This is a genomic window from Shimia isoporae (genome assembly GCF_004346865.1).
Lineage (GTDB): Bacteria > Pseudomonadota > Alphaproteobacteria > Rhodobacterales > Rhodobacteraceae > Shimia > Shimia isoporae.
Genome location: NZ_SMGR01000001.1, coordinates 1,601,887 through 1,617,603, shown reverse-complemented (window position 1 = coordinate 1,617,603; position 15,717 = coordinate 1,601,887). Strand labels below are relative to the sequence as shown.

Genomic DNA, 15,717 nt, shown 5'->3' with positions numbered 1-15,717 from the left:
TTTAAAAAATTGCCAACAAAGGCTGGCTACTGACAGATAAGACTGGCAAAATTGGAGCAGTAGCACTGTGGTGCTGATACTGGCCATAAGGATTGCTTATACCAATGGACCGACTGGGACTGTATGAAACGTTTCTCGTAGCAGTGAACGAAGGAAGCTTGTCGGCTGCGGCGCAGCAACAGGGTATATCACAGTCCGCAGTGAGCCAGCAGATACGTCAGTTGGAAACCTATCTTGGACAACAGCTGTTACACCGCTCAAGCCAAGGAGTGTCCGCGACGCGGGCAGGGGGCTTGGTTCATTCACATGTGCAAAAGTTGTTGGAGCGACACGATTTGATGCGCGCCGAGGTGGAGGCGCTTGAAAAAGATGTTTCGGGAACCATTCGCGTAAACGTCGGGAACTTTCTTGGGCGCATGGTGTTTGGGCCGGTTTTGATTGAACTTGGAAAGGCGCATCCGGATCTGGACATAGTTCTAAGACTGGAGGACCGTTTGGTTGATGTGGTGCGTGAGGGCTACGATCTTGCAATCCGCACTGGTCGGTTGGGAGATACCGGCGGATACGGGCGCAAAATTGCGTCTCTGGAAACAGTTTTCTTTGCCAGCCCCGAGTATCTTGATGCACATGGGCGCCCGGAAAAGCCGGAAGACCTACTGCGATTGAAGTTCATACTGCACAATGAAGACAAGACACTCGGATATTTTCCGATCCGCAAAGACGGAGTAGAATTTCAGGCGCCAGTTCGGGTCGGATTTACAGCTGACGATGCAGACATCATTCTGAACGCGGTGCAGAAGGGGGCAGGCTACACGCGAGCAGCGCGGATGCTGATTGAAGAAGAGTTGAATTCGGGTGTCTATGAGACGATTCTTCCAGAGTACACAGCACCAAGTAAGGATGTGTTTGCGATCTCGCCGACGCGGCTTGTAAGGGGATCGAAAGTCGAGCTGGTGATCAATGCTTTTGTGGAAAAACTGGAAGAAATGCGACGACAATCGCTGATCACGCGAAGCGCTGCGGAATAGACGACTTGACCTTGCCTGAGGCATTTCATAACCAGCAGGAGGCGGGCCTGTAGCTCAACGGTTAGAGCAGAGCGCTCATAACGCTTTGGTTGCAGGTTCGAATCCTGCCGGGCCTACCAAAACTTCCGCCGAACGTCTGACTTATGCTGCGATTTGAACCTGATCGCGACCAAGTTCTTTTGCCTTGTAGAGCGCGAGATCAGCGGCTTTGAAGATTTCTGATATGTCTTCGCATCCGTGCCTTGGAGCCAAACCAACGCTTATGGTGACAGACAGTATTTGTCCGTCGTGTTCGATGTTTTGTTTGGCAATTGCATCCCGCATGCGCTCCGCCGCGGAGATACTGTTTCCCAAAGCGGCGCCGCGCATCACCAGAGCAAATTCTTCTCCGCCGAAGCGGGCAACCATATCTGTGGCGCGACAGTTTGCTTCAAGCGTCTGCGCTACTTTTTGGATAACCTTGTCCCCGGCAAAGTGGCCGTATGTGTCGTTGATATTCTTGAAGTGATCTATGTCGGCCATAAGAATCACGGTGTCCTCGTCAGGCCGGATACTGTCGAGCAGGGTCATTAGAAACTGTCGATTGTAGATGCCGGTTAGATGATCGCGTTCTAGCGCGTGACGCAGTTCTTCCGAAGTCTGGTGAAGGCGCATCATGAGTGAGCCAAACACCCACGCTCCGGCCGGAGCCATGATTGCAGGGCACAATATTGCGGTGATCAGGAATTTCGGTTCGGCAGGCACGCCTGCGACCGGGAAGCAAATCACATAGCTGAGGAAAACACAGATACCAGTCCACAGCATAGTCATTGCGATCAGCTGCTTGCGAGTTTTGATCGTGCCAAGTGTCATACGGACGCTCCATTCCTTTGAATGGGCTGTAGCGCGATAGTCTCTAAATGAGGTTAATCCCAAGCAAGAATTGGTTAACGGCCAAAAACCAGGTCCGCTCGCAGCCCTCCGAGCCGTTCGCTGTCGCGGAGCCGAAGGACACCGCCATGCGCACGAGCGACGTCGGCCGCAATTGAAAGACCGAGCCCAACACCTGGACCTTTGTTTTGGTTTCGGGCTGGCTCCAGTCTTGCGAAGGGTTTGACGGCTTCTTCACGCTGATCAGCGGGAATTCCCGGCCCGTCGTCCTCCACGCGAATGCGCAGGGACTTTTCCGTTATGCGTACGCTGACTTCTGCATGATTTCCGTACCGCACCGCGTTACCGATCAGGTTCTCGATAGCGCGTCGAACCGAAACAGGGCTGATGGTAACGTTGCCATCGCCTTCTATCTTGTGGACTTTCACATCCTGTCCGGCGCGGGCGCATCCGTCGACGACTTCAGTCACGAATTTGGCGGCGTCCAATTCAGAACGTTCGTCTTCGAAATCGGTGCGGGCAAAGTCAAGAAAAGCATCGATCATACGTTGCATTTCCTCGACATCGCGATCGAGTTCTTCGCGTTCATCGGCATCCAGCATTGAAATGCTGAGTTTCATTCGGGTGAGAGGGGTGCGCAGATCGTGGCTGACGCCGGACAACATAAGTGTGCGTTGCTCAAAGAAACGCTCGATACGATTACGCATGTTCAGAAAGGCATTGCCAGCGGCACGAACCTCAAGCGCTCCTCGCGGCGAATAGGGGACGACACGCCCTCGGCCAAACGCTTCTGCTGCTGTTGCGAGCTTTTTGATAGGTCGGAGTTGGTTTCGCATATATGCGTAGGCAACAAGCGTCAGGAGGAAGCCGAAGAATACCATGGTCACAATCAGCTGATGCGAGTTGGATGCCGACATTCGACGCCGGTCAAATTCGATGACCATTGGAGCGTTGCTACCCTGCAGGAATAGTCGGACGATGCGGTCATCGCGCAACTGAACGTATTGCAGTTCGGGAAGTTCCTCGCGAAGTGTGCGCATTATCACAATGCCGGAAAAGTCATACCACAGACGGGTGTCCTTTGCGTCGATGCGGTTTGGAAACCTGAGGTCAATGTCGAGGCCCTCCAGAACGCGTTCCAGTTCGTCTGCCTTTTCGTGCCGCGCCTCGGCCAGTTCGATCACCAATTGGACTTCCCGCGCAGCTGCGAAGGACATTTGCTCTGTAACTCCTTCGAAATGACGGCTTATCAGCTGAAACGACACGGCAACCTGCAGGAGTACAATTGGCAGGACGATGATTAACGCAGCGCGCGCATAGAGCCCTCGGGGCATATAGAGTTTGAGCCATCTGAAAGACATGGATAAACCTTGCCGTGACTGTTTCGGGAAGGAAAGACCATGGATGCGGAAATTCTCGCTTTTGACCCTACGCCCGGCAAAGCAGAAATGCTTGAGCCGGGGCTGCGGCGTATACTGGCGCCGAACCCGTCGCCGATGACGTTTCGAGGCACGAATACATATATCCTCGGCGATCGTGGTCTTTGCGTGATTGATCCCGGGCCTGACAGCGACGCTCACCTTCAGGCAATTCTGGCGTCCGTTGGCGACGCTCAGCAGATCACGCATGTTGTGGTGACGCATGCCCATATCGACCATTCACCGTTGGCGGGGCGGCTGGCGAAGGAAGTTGGCGCTCAGATTTGGGCTTTCGGCGGGCCGGATGCAGGGCGCAGCGCGGTCATGGCCGAGCTTGCTGATCGTGGCTTGGCAGGCGGAGGCGAAGGAGTTGACGGATCGTTTGTTCCGGATGTGATCGTTGCTGAAGGCGACGTGATTTCGGGTGATGACTGGTCGCTTGAAGTGATTCACACCCCCGGTCACTTCGGTAACCATATCGCGTTGGCGTGGGGAGATGCGTGCTTTGTCGGAGACCACGTTATGGGGTGGGCCAGTTCGCTGGTTTCGCCACCGGATGGGGATTTGACCGATTTTATGAACAGTTGTGCCAAACTTCATGCGCGGCCTTGGCGGGTGTTTCACGCAGGACATGGAGCGCCGATCGAAGCGCCCCACGAACGTCTGGATTGGCTTGTATCCCACAGGTCTGGGCGGGAGGCCGAGATTCTTGACGCCCTCGCAGCCGGATCAAACACAGCCGAGGGGCTGGCGCGGTGTATTTACACGGAAACACCGTCGGCGCTTTTGCCGGCTGCGACCCGCAATGTATTCGCACACCTCGTTGATTTGGTTGGTAAAAACATGGTTTCACCTATTGGGGAATTGCGCGCTGAGGCGGTTTTTGAGCGCCTTTGAAAGTTTTTTTGCCGAAATGTCAAAAACTTGAAAAAAGGCTCTGGACGTCTCTGAATGGCGTGGCTATACACCGCGACATCCTCAGAGACACAGCGGCTCTGAGTGGTAATGTTCCGGCGTAGCTCAGCGGTAGAGCAGTTGACTGTTAATCAATTGGTCGTAGGTTCGATCCCTACCGCCGGAGCCATAAAAAGCCTCTGACCTCAAACGGTTAGAGGCTTTTTTGGTTGTTGGACCTGCCCATCGTGTTCGGTGGAAGGGCTGAGAACGGGCAGTTCCGTCAGGACGGGGTGGGCAGTCCGCGCTGTGGCGTTTTGGAGGCGCTCAGGTTTTTTGATTTTCCGCTGTTTAGAGATTTGTGCCCGCATTCGGTGCTTTTTGGCACAAATAATCTCCCCGCGTTCAGAGTGATTTGGTCCAGAGTTTTCGCTGCGGCACCTGTTCGACGCGGTAGCCCTTCGACCGTGCTTGGTCCGCCGACCATTTGCGTCCGCCATGTCTCAGCCATCGGTCTGAGTGGCAGAGGTGGTGTTCGTGCCATTTGACCTTTGGTAGTTGAACGCGGAAGCGCCCATGCGGTTCACCGTCCTGTTTGAGACCCGCTGCGCTGTAAACGACACCGCGTTCACCTGCGAGCGGGTCGGAGTAGGCGATGCCCTTGGAAAGTCTTTCAGTTTTCAGGTCCTTCAGCGCCTGTCCTGCTGTCCATGTGGCGGCGTGTACGTGGGCTGCGAGTGTTGTACAGCCTCGTCACCACAGCACCGTCCCGTCGTCGCTGTTGTGGCGACGCCAGCGGGTCGCAAAGCCCACCACCGCCATGAAGCGCCCGTCTGACGTGAAGCTGGCAAAGAAGCGATTGGCCCGTCCTGCATCGCCCAGCACTAGTATTGCTCACTTTCGATGTGGGTGGGAAGCGGTTATTCGCCTCGACTGCACTCAATGTTCTCCGACAAAACACGCAACTGCCAAAAAGCTATGAGGCTGGTAAAGGAGAACCTGAGGGACCTTTAGGCGAAAATATGCCGCCCTTTTTTCAAGCCAAAATCTATGCGAAACCGATGCTTTTTAAATCCTATTCAGCCAGAGAAGACGGCGGCATTCCTGTCACCTTGCGGAATGCGCGGCTAAAGTTCTGCGGGGTTTCATACCCGAGTTCAGCCGCAACCTGTTTGACAGAAAGGCTTCCTTCTTGGAGTAGTTCCGTAGCTCGATTTGCTTTCACCTGGTTGGAGAGCGTTCGGAAACTTGTTCCTTCGGTATGTAGTTTTCGCTGAAGCGAACGCGGCCCAATACCCAACATTCGAGCTGCGTTGTCCAGATCTATTCCCTCGCCGGACACCTGCTGCATTAGGACCGAATTCACTACGTTCGAAAATGTTTCTCCGCCCGCCAAACAGCGTTCTCTTTGTATGTCTTGTAGAGTGACTGGGACGACATGTAGCGGCTTCAAAGTGGTCGTCAGAACAGATTTGCGAAACCAAATTTCCAAACGCCTGGCGTTCCAGACAATGGGGCATCCAAACACCGCTTCTACTTGCTCATGCTGGTTTGTCCGAGGAAGATCGCACTCAATGCGTTCCGGTTTCCAATTAGAGCCCAGAAAAGTTTTAAATATACTCAGAACAGAGCCCAATGCGGAAAATGCTACGTTCGAATATGCACGGTGGCCTTTCAGTCCAAAGCTATATTCATACCCAATTAGGTCGCCTTGTGCTCTAAAGTGAGTTCGATCCACTGACGAGTGGTAGGGCATAACCTGTCTGGCGCGCTCTAACGCGGCACCCAAGGTTGGTGCATTGAGTACGTAACCTCCCCAAGCTCCGTAGTCTGCGATGGTCAGGGCGGGTGCCCACATTAATCCGATGTGACGTTCACCCAACTCGACGCTGACCTGGTCGATAAATTCTGCGAGCGCATATTTTGGTATGAATCCTTCACGAGCTTCCAAAAGACCGTAAGGCAGACCCGCTGTTTTCAATGCCCGGTTAAGTGCTTTTTCCCCCACATGCTCGAGTGTGAATTCGGGCATTGCTCCGAGTGCCTTGGCAGAGATCAAGGGAGGCAGCGGCATCACGTTTCCGTCAAAATTTTCAACTGTCGTAAAATGATACGTCGCAACGGACGGAAACCGTTAATCTTTTTTCGATTCCATCTATTTTTGTAGGGACAGATCAATGAAGGCTTCATTACCTTGCTTGGGATTGGCCGTCGCGCTTGCGATACCCGCTCAATTGGCGTTCAGCCAGACTTTCAATGATACAGGGGACATTCTGGCGCGATCAGCTGAGGTGGAAGACATCGAGTATCAGATAATGGTCCAGCGCGCTACGCAGGCCGCCATCTGGGGCATGCCAGCCGCCGGGATGGTGGATTTCTTGAAAGGAATTCGGCGCGACCTTGGTGGTGACTACAACGACATTGTGTATCTGAACAAACCATTCGATTCAAAACACGGGTTTCTCACGGCCAACGATGTGACCGCTTATGCTTGGGCATCAATGACTTCGGAACCGGGGCCTTTGGTGATCGAGGTTCCTGCCGCAACGGAGAGTGTGAGTTACTTTGGCACCATTGTGAATGCTTGGGATCAACCGATTGCGGATGTTGGCCCATCCGGATTTGACGAGGGAAAAGGCGGGAAATACGTCATGATCCCACCGGGCTATGAAGGCGAAATGTCCATGGAAGACATGGCCGCTGCCGGATATATGCCCTTTGAAACAGACACCTATGAGTACGGTTTCTCGTTCCGCCCCCGTCTTTACAATGGCGCTACGGATGCGGATGCGGCCGAATACGCGCAGACAATCAAAGTTTACTATCTATCAGAGGCGGACAACCCTCCGGCCAACACCTATCATGAGGCTTCTGATGTACCGTATGACTCGCTGCCATATTACAACGAGACGTACTTTCAGGACCTGAACGATTATGTTCAAAACAACCCTATCCGCCCACAAGATAAAATCATGGTCAATTTCCTGAAGGATTTGGGCATCGAAAAGGGCAAGCCTTTCGAACCAACGGAACGCCAAATTGCGGCGATGAACGAAGGGTTGGTTTTGGCATATGCCGCGATGCAACGTTACTTCGTTGAGCCAGGTCTTGCGACTGTGCCTTTGTGGGCGAATGAAGATGGTAGCCTCAAGAGCCAATGGCTGGTTTGGGACTTTGCCGAAGGCCAAGCAGAAGCAGGATTTCCCTATGAAACAGACACAGAAATTCTGGTCGATGACCGCGCAGGCGGCAGCTATTTCTGGATCACTTACCTTCCCAAACTGTTGGGCGGAGGCACTTTCTACCTAACTGGTCTGCGCGACAGCGATGGCGAGATGTATGACCACAATGCCACCTACAAACTGAATGTTCCGGCAGATACTCCAGCCAAGGATTTCTGGTCTGTCATTGTCTATTCGATGGAGACCAAGAGCTTCATTCGTGACGTTGACCGCGTAGGTCTGTCGTCCCGTGACGCTGAAACCATGAAGGCCAACGAGGATGGGTCTTACGATATCTATTTCGGTCCGTTTGCCCCCGAAGGTATGGAAGCCAACTGGATTCCGACCACCGAAAGCTACTTCCTTCTCTTCCGCCTGTACGGCCCTGAGGAAGGATGGCTGCAAAGCGGGTGGCAGCTTGGTGATCTTGAAAAATTGAAATGAAGTATTTGGAGGAAACCATGAACTTAAGTCAATTTCTGACCTGCAGTGCAATGGCCTTGGCTGTGGCAACTGCTGTTCAGTCCCAGGAATTTGCAGCAGACGTTCCACAAAATGTGCTGACGCCGGACTCCGTTGAAACCGAGACCCTCGGCACATTGGAGTTTTTCGATGGCATGCCGAGCGCTGATACGGTCGAGAAGGTCTTCGATAACCTCGACCTAATGAGGGCCACTACCGCCTTTTTGGACGGAATGAAAATTGCCTCACTGAGAGGTATGTTCCAAGGGTACGAGAACGTCGGGGCAAAGCCAAATGATGTGGTGATCACCGAGACGCTCATGGATGCACGTTCCATTTGGCTGACACCGAACACAACAACCATCTATATCGGCTCAAACGTGGATATCTCGGATGGGCCTGTCGTCATTGATGTGCCCGCTGGTTTGCTTGGTCTTTTGGATGATGCCGCTTTTGACTACGTGGCGGACATTGGCGTGCTTGGAGCCGACAAAGGCAAAGGTGGCAAGTATCTACTTCTGCACAACGATGACGAAACTCCGGTGCCGGATGGGTATTTTGAGCTTCGTACAAAAACCTACGAGCACTGGCTCCTGTTGCGCCGATCTCCCAACGCCGATGGAAGTACCGAAGGGCCAGTCTCAGAAATCAAAGCTGGTTTAAATGTATATCCGCTGGCCGATGCTGCCAACCCGCCCAATGAGACATTCATCAATGTTTCGGGTGTTCAATACAACACAGTACACGCCAACAATGAGGACTTTTTCGAAGAGATACACGTCGCACTCGAAAACAATCCCGAAGATGCCTTCGCGCCCGAAATCTTGGGTACTTTTGCTTCAATTGGCCTCAAGAAGGGACAGCCGTTTGAACCGGACGCCCGCATGCAAGGCATTATGAAAGAAGCTGCAGCAATCGCAAATGCAACCGCCCGTGCCATCACTTATGCAAGCCGTGATCCGGGTGTCTTCTTTTACGAAGACCGTCAATGGAATTCGCCATTCCAGCGCCAGAGCTATCAGTTCCTAGAGAACAGCGCCCGCATTCTCGACGACCGTACCTACTTCTTTTACATGGCCACCGGCATAACGCCAGCCATGACGTCGCCGCCGGTGGGCTCGGGCTCGGTTTATGCCATGACGGCACGAGACGTGAATGGCGAGTACCTTGATGGTTCTAAAACCTACAAAGTTACCTTGCCCGCGCCAGTGCCCGCGAAAAACTTCTGGTCGTTTATGCTCTACAGCGGTCAGACACGTTCCATTCTTGAGACAGACCAAAAATCTGGAGGCATCGATTCCAATCGTGAAGGCATCAAAGCCAACAACGATGGAAGCTATACCATCTACGTCGGACCTGAAGCGCCTGAAGGTTGGGAAAACAACTGGGCGCAGACTATGCCTGGTAAGAGTTTCAATGTCATGATGCGTCTCTATGGGCCGCTGGAGCCTTGGTTCGATAAGAGTTGGCGACCCGGCGACTTCGAATTGATTGAATGATTACCGAGTACGCTTGTTTTTAGTTGGCATCGGCGCGGATTTTTTACCTGCGCCGATGTGCAAACAGGTTTTTGGGAGGGTTTGACAAATGGCTGAGGGTAATCACGGTGGCGCGCCCGCATGGTGGACGGCACCAGGTGAAACAGACGTTTTTGCTATGGTTGGATTGGTGTTCTTCTTCCTGCTGGTCTACGCGGTCATTCATATGTACGCGCGCTTTGACCGATATGCAGAGCACCGCGCAATCGATACCCCGCTGAGAACAACGATTCCAACCATGTTGACCGTTGCGCTGGCCTACGAAATTTTTCCTCCTCTGTCGCACTTTAGCGTGCTGCTGCCGATTGCATTAATTCTCGCGGCTCTGGCTCGCGACTTCATGCTTTGGTGGGACCCGCATCATGAGGAGCAAGGCAAATGATTGAGCTTGTCCTCACTTCCTTCCCGTTCATTTTGCGTGTCGTTTATCTGAGGTGGCGCGGAATACCGGTAACGCTCTATACAGTTCATTGGGCGCTGTTTTTGTGGCTGGTTTTGGCTTTGGCGGTTTTCTTCACAGTCTTCTATTACTACCCTAAATCCTATACTGGCATTGTCGCCTTTAGAACGATCCCAGTCGTTGCCGAGAATAGCGGGACCGTTACTTCGGTGGCGGTTTCGGCCGGTGACCGAGTTCAGAAAGGTGACCTGCTTTTCACTGTAGACGACGGCGCTGAGAAAGCGGCTGTTCTTGTTGCCGAGCGCAAAATCGTGGAAGCACAGGCAGCAATCGCCGCAGGTAAAGTCGATATACAGACTGCTGAGGCGGCACTGGCAGGAGCGCAGTCACAGTTGGAGCAGATTGAGCTGACTTTGGAGGATCAAGAAGGATTAAGACAACGAGGGTCTGCGGCCTTTCAACAAAGCGAGCTTGAGCGAGCACAAAATACCCGTGAACTACGTTTGGCGGAAGTTGACGCTGCGCAACGCAGATTGGACGCAGCAAAGCTTCAGGTCGCGTCCATTCTTCCGGCTCGGTTGGAAAGCGCAGAGGCAATTCTGGTTCAAGCAAAAGTCGACTTAAACAAAACGCAAGTTTTTGCAGCGTCGAATGGGATAGTTGAGCAACTGACCCTCCACGTGGGTGCGCGGGCTTCTCAATTGGCATTGAACCCATCGATGGTCATTATTCCCGATCGACCTGAAGATGAACCTCCTTTCGTTTCGGCAGGTTTCTCGCAAGTGACAAAAAGCATTTTGCATGAAGGAATGGCTGCGGAGGTCGCATGCGACAGCAGTTTCAACATTTCAATGCGAAATACTGTTTTGCCAGCGCGGGTCGCGCGAATCCAATCTGTGGTGTCGACGGGACAAATGACTCCATCCGGGCGTTTGATCGAACCGGGAGAGCGGGCCATGCGCGGCGATATTGTTGTTCACCTTGAATTGGTTCATCCGGAGCACCAAGCCGTGCTTATGCAGGGGAGCGGATGCATGGTGCAGACCTATACGACGCATGTGACCGGCGCATTGGAAGGAGGCGTTCTGGCTCACGGCATAGAGGCATTGGGGGTACTGAAGGCGGTCCTGCTGCGTATTAAAGTTTGGATTGCATTGGCTGCTGGAATTGGGCTTGGTGGAGGCGCGCACTAAGGCAAACTCATGCGTTGCCTGGTCAAGCGTGATAAGATAGGTCGATTCAACTGGGAATGTCGCGCGAAGCGAGGCCCTTGAGTTATCGAGGATGATGCGTTGCGCTCTGAGGGAAGTCTCCCCCTGTCCGTTCCGAGTTGTTTAAAGTCCCAAGCAGAACGAACGTTTGCTCTGGGCCGGGAGCGGACGTCGCCGAAAAGGGCGGAATGCGGACGTTCGCTGCAATCCGACGCCAATGACTGCTTTGCAGAAAGTGCTGCAGATAAAGCCAACTGCGTGAAGTTTGGGGGCAATGGTGACACGTATTGCTAACCTGCATACCTGATCCCAAGGTTGATCGTTTTGCGTCTCGTAGTAATCTGTTTGAAAGTCCAACAATTCATTCAGGTAGCGATCCAATACGTGACCCAATCCACATTATCCTTTTCGACGAAGGGGCGAACCAGGGCCATCCTTGCGACGATTGTCACTTTGGTTTGTTGTTCCTGCAGTTCCAACATTCATAGAGACCCTATTTCGCTGGCGGACCTAGATGACCCGCAAGTTCCCAATATGCAGGATGTGCGGTTTTGGGGAGACACGCCGCCGGCCAACATATCAGCGCTCAATAGAGACGTTGACGCGCGCCGACGAGCGGCTGGACTGGGCGGTGCATTCAATGTCTTGGCGTTGTCCGGTGGTGCGGAGAATGGGGCTTTTTCGGCCGGGGCACTCAAGGCATGGTCAGAAAGTGGCTCGCGCCCTGAGTTTCTTGTGGTCACAGGCGTTTCGACAGGTGCTCTGGCTGCGCCGTTTGCTTATCTAGGGTCAGACTACGATGACGACTTGCGCCAGTTTTTTGGTGGGTTGGAGCCAGACAGCATCTTTAAGGTCCGGTCATTGTTTGGGGTTCTGCCAAACGCATCCCGTTACAGTTCGGAGCCGCTCCGTGAAACGATTGAAGCCTACATTACACCGGAATTCCTAGCGGCTATCGCAAAACAACACGAACGCGGGCGCCGGCTGTTGGTACAAACCACAAGTCTTGATGCGCAGCGAGCCGTTATCTGGGATCTCGGTGCCATCGCCGCCAGCGGGGCGCCAAACGCGCCAGACCTGTTCCGGGACGTGCTGTTGGCCTCTTCCGCAATGCCGGCGATTTTCCCACCTGTGCTGATCGAAGTGGAAACGCCTGATGGTGTGCGGGACGAATTGCACGTGGATGGCGGCGTTATCTCCCAGTCGACAAGCCTGAACAGCTGGCGACACAGCAGTCAGCTCGCCGGTCGTCCGACGCTATATTTGATCCGCAACGGCAAGATCGCGCCTGAGCCCAACGTGACGGATGCAAACCTGCTCTCAATCGCCGAGCGTTCCCTTACAACGTTGACCAAAAATCAGGGCGCCAGTGAATTGGAGCTTGGCTATAAACTCGCGCGTGCTACCAACGCACGCTACCGGGTTGCGTGGATTGGAGAAGACTTTACCTTGCCGCTCGCCGAACCATTTGATCCGGAATACATGCGTGCGCTCTATAGCTACGGCTATGACAGTTTCAAATCCGGAGATTTCTGGCGAAGTGGCCCGCCCCGATAACGGGAATTCTGCCGGCCCCACCTCTTTCGAGGTGAGGCCAGTGATCTGATCACGCAGGTTCGGGCTCGTCGGTGCCTTTGATTTCATCGTTCTTCACGCCAAAGAAGATGGCGTAGAGTGTCGGCACGATGATCAGCGTCAGGATCGTTGCAAAGCTCAGACCAAAAATAATCACAACTGCGAGCGACTGAAAGAACGGATCCCACAACAGCGGCATCACCCCTAGTACTGTCGTGAGAACACCCAGAGCCACTGGCCGCACACGCGACACAGCGGCATCCACCACGCAGTCCATGCGCTCCTTGCCGCTGGCGATTTGGGTGTCCGTCTCATCAATCAAAACAATGGCATTCTTAATCAGCATCCCAGTGAGCGATAGCATCCCCAAGATTGCCATGAACTCCAACGGGGTTTGAGTGGCAGCGAGGCCCCACACAACACCAATGATGGCCAAGGGGACGGTGAGCCAGATGATCAAAGGCTGACGCACTGCGTTAAACAGCAGGATGACCACAACAATCATCGCGCCAAATCCCAAAGGCATAGTGGAGGCTAGGCCTTCGTTGGCTTCCATGCTGTCTCCGTATTCGCCCTGCCATTCAAGCGCGTAGCCTGGGGGCAAGTCGATGGCTTCGACATGGGGCCTAACCATTTCAAACGTGTCTCCGGACAAGACGCCGGGCGGATTGTCGGCCTGCGCCGTGATGGCAAGTTGGCGGTTGATACGACGCAAATTACCCGCTTCAAAAACAAGATCAAAGCTGTCCACAACTTGTGATATTGGCACATAGGTGCCCGTGACGGTGCTGAACACCTGTAGGTTTTGCAAAGCGCCCACATCGTTGCGATCGCGCTCAAAGGGGCGCATCGTGATGTTGAGGAGCTCGTCGCCCTCCCGATAAAGCCCGAGGATTTCGCCGGAAAGATGGCCGTTGATCGCCTGCGAAATGTCCGCTTGGCTGAGCCCGAGGCGGCGGGCGTTCTCCGTGTTGATCTGCGGCCGGATGACCTGAACTTGCTCCCGCCAGTCGTCCTTGATGGCGATTGCCCCTTGCTCGTCAAAGATAGTCTTGGCCTTTTCAGCCAGCTCTCGAAGGGTCACTGGGTCGGGGCCGGAAAAACGCGCTTCAATCACCGAGCCGCCACCCGGCCCCAAGACAAACTTCCAAACCTTGGAATTGGAGGCCGGGAAGGTTTCCTCAATCCAGGACTGTATTTGGGGTCTCAGAGCGTCGATTTGGCGGTAGTCCTCTACATCAACGAGGATCTGTCCGTAAGCGCTGTTGCTGTCCTCGCTGCTATAGACCAGCATGAAGCGTGTGTGCCCGCCGCCAACGGCAGTGTTGGTTCCGATCACCCCCTCAAGTGTGCGCACATGGGCATCGATGGCGGCAATATCGCTGTTGGTCTGCGAAATGTCCGATCCCTGCGGTAGGAAATAATCAATCACAAATTGCGGTCGGGTGCTGTTCGGGAAGAAACCCGGCGGCACCAGCGCAAAGCCCAGAACCGCCGAGACGAAAAGGCCAAACACCACACCAACCGTGACAAAGCGCATTCGAATTGCGCCTTTAAGAGCGGCTCTGTAGCCCTTCAAAACAGCGTTTTCTTCTGCAACAACCGCAGTCTTACCCGCCTTCATCAGAAGTGTGCAGAAATACGGCGTGAGCCAGATTGCGACCAGCCATGAGAACAGGAGGGCAATAGAAATCGTCCAGAATAGGCTGCCTGCGTATTCGCCGGTATTGTCCGGAGAGAAACCAATCGGGGAGAAAGCCAATAGGCCTACAACCGTACCGCCCAGCAGAGGCCATTTGGTCTGGTTGACCACCGCGATGGAGGCAGAACGGGCGTCCTCGCCCCGTTGGACCCGCACGAGCGTCCCTTCGACGACAACGATCGCGTTGTCCACCAGCATGCCAAGCGCGATGATCAGCGCGCCTAGCGAGATACGTTGCATGTCCAAACCGTAAAGATACATGCCAGCCAGGGTGCCGGCCACGGTCACCAGTAGGATACCGCCCATGAGCACGCCGGAGCGGAGCCCCATGAAAATCAGAAGTGTACCCACCACGATCACCAGCGCCAGAATTACGTTCAGGACGAAGTCATCGACGGAGTCTTTGACCGAAGACGATTGATCGGAGATCGGCAAAAGCTCTATACCAATTGGACGTTCCGACGTCAGCGCTGTCATTTTTGCTTTGACGGCGTCGCCCATTGCAACAACGTTACCGCCCAGAGTGTTGGATATGCCAATGCCAATAGCGGGTTTGCCATCTCGGAACAGCTGAAGACTTGCCGGTTCGGCGAGGCCCCGAGACACAGAGGCTATATCGGACAGTCTGAATGAGGCGCCGGTTTCGGGGTTGGCAATCCGCAGGTTCTCGATAGCCTCGATAGAGTCAACGGCGGACTGAGGGCGCACTTCGATGCGGAAACTACCGGCCAATACTGATCCCGCAGGCAATACAAGGTTTTGCCCTTCAAGCACCTGCGCAATTTGCTGAGGCGAAAGGCCGAGTTCGACGAGGCGAGCAGTGGAGTATTCCACGTAGATGACTTCGTCTTGAACTCCGCTCAGAACCACTTTCGATACTCCGCCGACTGTCAGCAGTTGCCGCTGCAATTGCTTGGCATAATCCCGCAACTCAGAAATCGAGTAACCGTCTCCGACAATTGCGAAATACAAGGCATACACATCGCCGAAGTCGTCATAGACCTGTGTTTCCAGAGCGTTTGGCGGCAGATCTGATTGCGTATCCAGGATCTTGGCCCGCATCTGGGCGAACCGCTGGCGCAAATCGGCATGGGTTTTGGTGGTTTGGATGGTGAATTCGACATTAACCGTGCTGAGACCCGGGGAAGAAACAGATTTGACTTCCTTCACACCTGAAAGTTCCTGCAGGGCGGTCTCAATAACTTCGGTGACCTCTGATGCGACTTCTTCTGCAGTGGCCCCAGGATAGGGTGTGACCACCTGCGCTTGTCGGATGATGAATTCCGGATCCTCAAAGCGCGGCAGCTTGCCATAGGCAAACAGACCAGCAGCTATAATGAGAAGGGTCGCAAGCGCAGAGATAACGCGCTTTTCGACAGCAAAACGAGCGAGATCCAT

11 protein-coding genes and 2 tRNA genes are annotated in these 15,717 nt (G+C 54.0%); 9 read left to right on the top strand and 4 right to left on the bottom strand.

Going from position 1 to position 15,717, the window contains the following annotated elements; genetic code table 11:
* Positions 1-104: 104 nt before the first annotated feature.
* On the top strand, positions 105-1,028 hold the full coding sequence (locus BXY66_RS07930; protein ID WP_132859600.1) for a LysR family transcriptional regulator: 924 nt from the start codon (positions 105-107) through the stop codon (positions 1,026-1,028).
* Between the two features lie 43 nt (positions 1,029-1,071).
* Positions 1,072-1,147 (top strand) — tRNA-Ile (locus BXY66_RS07925).
* A gap of 22 nt (positions 1,148-1,169) precedes the next feature.
* Here BXY66_RS07925 and BXY66_RS07920 read toward each other — a convergent pair.
* Positions 1,170-1,880, bottom strand: a complete 711-nt coding sequence (locus tag BXY66_RS07920; RefSeq protein ID WP_132859599.1) for a GGDEF domain-containing protein — start codon at positions 1,878-1,880, stop codon at positions 1,170-1,172.
* A 74-nt stretch (positions 1,881-1,954) separates the two neighbouring features.
* Positions 1,955-3,115, bottom strand: a complete 1,161-nt coding sequence (locus BXY66_RS07915; RefSeq protein ID WP_341785791.1) for an ATP-binding protein — start codon at positions 3,113-3,115, stop codon at positions 1,955-1,957.
* Between the two features lie 183 nt (positions 3,116-3,298).
* On the opposite strand from BXY66_RS07915, the gene BXY66_RS07910 reads away from it, so the two are divergent.
* Together BXY66_RS07910 and BXY66_RS07905 are read left to right on the top strand one after the other, a co-directional pair.
* On the top strand, positions 3,299-4,213 hold the full coding sequence (locus tag BXY66_RS07910; protein ID WP_132859597.1) for an MBL fold metallo-hydrolase: 915 nt from the start codon (positions 3,299-3,301) through the stop codon (positions 4,211-4,213).
* A gap of 112 nt (positions 4,214-4,325) precedes the next feature.
* Positions 4,326-4,400 (top strand) — tRNA-Asn (locus tag BXY66_RS07905).
* A gap of 885 nt (positions 4,401-5,285) precedes the next feature.
* On the opposite strand, the gene BXY66_RS07900 is transcribed toward BXY66_RS07905, so the two are convergent.
* A complete protein-coding gene (locus BXY66_RS07900; RefSeq protein ID WP_132859596.1) occupies positions 5,286-6,284 on the bottom strand; it encodes a helix-turn-helix domain-containing protein in 999 nt (332 codons plus the stop codon).
* A gap of 103 nt (positions 6,285-6,387) precedes the next feature.
* Between BXY66_RS07900 and BXY66_RS07895 the strand changes: the two genes are divergently transcribed.
* From BXY66_RS07895 to BXY66_RS07875, 5 genes are all read left to right on the top strand, one after another.
* Positions 6,388-7,875 (top strand): DUF1214 domain-containing protein, encoded by a 1,488-nt coding sequence (locus BXY66_RS07895; protein WP_132859595.1) that lies wholly within the window; start codon positions 6,388-6,390, stop codon positions 7,873-7,875.
* Positions 7,872-9,392 (top strand): DUF1254 domain-containing protein, encoded by a 1,521-nt coding sequence (locus tag BXY66_RS07890; protein ID WP_243694323.1) that lies wholly within the window; start codon positions 7,872-7,874, stop codon positions 9,390-9,392. Before BXY66_RS07895 ends, BXY66_RS07890 begins: the two co-directional genes overlap by 4 nt.
* Before the next feature lie 88 nt (positions 9,393-9,480).
* A complete protein-coding gene (locus BXY66_RS07885) occupies positions 9,481-9,813 on the top strand; it encodes a hypothetical protein (protein WP_132859593.1) in 333 nt (110 codons plus the stop codon).
* On the top strand, positions 9,810-11,024 hold the full coding sequence (locus BXY66_RS07880; protein ID WP_132859592.1) for an HlyD family secretion protein: 1,215 nt from the start codon (positions 9,810-9,812) through the stop codon (positions 11,022-11,024). Before BXY66_RS07885 ends, BXY66_RS07880 begins: the two co-directional genes overlap by 4 nt.
* Before the next feature lie 552 nt (positions 11,025-11,576).
* Entirely contained in the window at positions 11,577-12,599 is a 1,023-nt protein-coding gene (locus tag BXY66_RS07875) for a patatin-like phospholipase family protein (protein ID WP_132859591.1), read from the top strand.
* A 49-nt stretch (positions 12,600-12,648) separates the two neighbouring features.
* Here the strand turns inward: BXY66_RS07875 and BXY66_RS07870 are convergent, their stop codons facing one another.
* Positions 12,649-15,717, bottom strand: coding sequence for an efflux RND transporter permease subunit (locus BXY66_RS07870; RefSeq protein ID WP_132859590.1), 3,069 nt, complete (start codon positions 15,715-15,717; stop codon positions 12,649-12,651).

What these genes read in the sequence shown, in the direction of transcription:
- BXY66_RS07920 (WP_132859599.1), bottom strand. Translation starts at nt 1,880, where the DNA reads ATGACACTTGGCACGATCAAAACTCGCAAGCAGCTGATCGCAATGACT.
- BXY66_RS07880 (WP_132859592.1), top strand. Translation starts at nt 9,810, where the DNA reads ATGATTGAGCTTGTCCTCACTTCCTTCCCGTTCATTTTGCGTGTCGTT.
- BXY66_RS07900 (WP_132859596.1), bottom strand. Translation starts at nt 6,284, where the DNA reads ATGCCGCTGCCTCCCTTGATCTCTGCCAAGGCACTCGGAGCAATGCCC.
- BXY66_RS07930 (WP_132859600.1), top strand. Translation starts at nt 105, where the DNA reads ATGGACCGACTGGGACTGTATGAAACGTTTCTCGTAGCAGTGAACGAA.
- BXY66_RS07895 (WP_132859595.1), top strand. Translation starts at nt 6,388, where the DNA reads ATGAAGGCTTCATTACCTTGCTTGGGATTGGCCGTCGCGCTTGCGATA.
- BXY66_RS07875 (WP_132859591.1), top strand. Translation starts at nt 11,577, where the DNA reads ATGCAGGATGTGCGGTTTTGGGGAGACACGCCGCCGGCCAACATATCA.
- BXY66_RS07915 (WP_341785791.1), bottom strand. Translation starts at nt 3,115, where the DNA reads ATGTCCTTCGCAGCTGCGCGGGAAGTCCAATTGGTGATCGAACTGGCC.
- BXY66_RS07890 (WP_243694323.1), top strand. Translation starts at nt 7,872, where the DNA reads ATGAAGTATTTGGAGGAAACCATGAACTTAAGTCAATTTCTGACCTGC.
- BXY66_RS07885 (WP_132859593.1), top strand. Translation starts at nt 9,481, where the DNA reads ATGGCTGAGGGTAATCACGGTGGCGCGCCCGCATGGTGGACGGCACCA.
- BXY66_RS07910 (WP_132859597.1), top strand. Translation starts at nt 3,299, where the DNA reads ATGGATGCGGAAATTCTCGCTTTTGACCCTACGCCCGGCAAAGCAGAA.
- BXY66_RS07870 (WP_132859590.1), bottom strand. Translation starts at nt 15,717, where the DNA reads ATGGATCTCGCTCGTTTTGCTGTCGAAAAGCGCGTTATCTCTGCGCTT.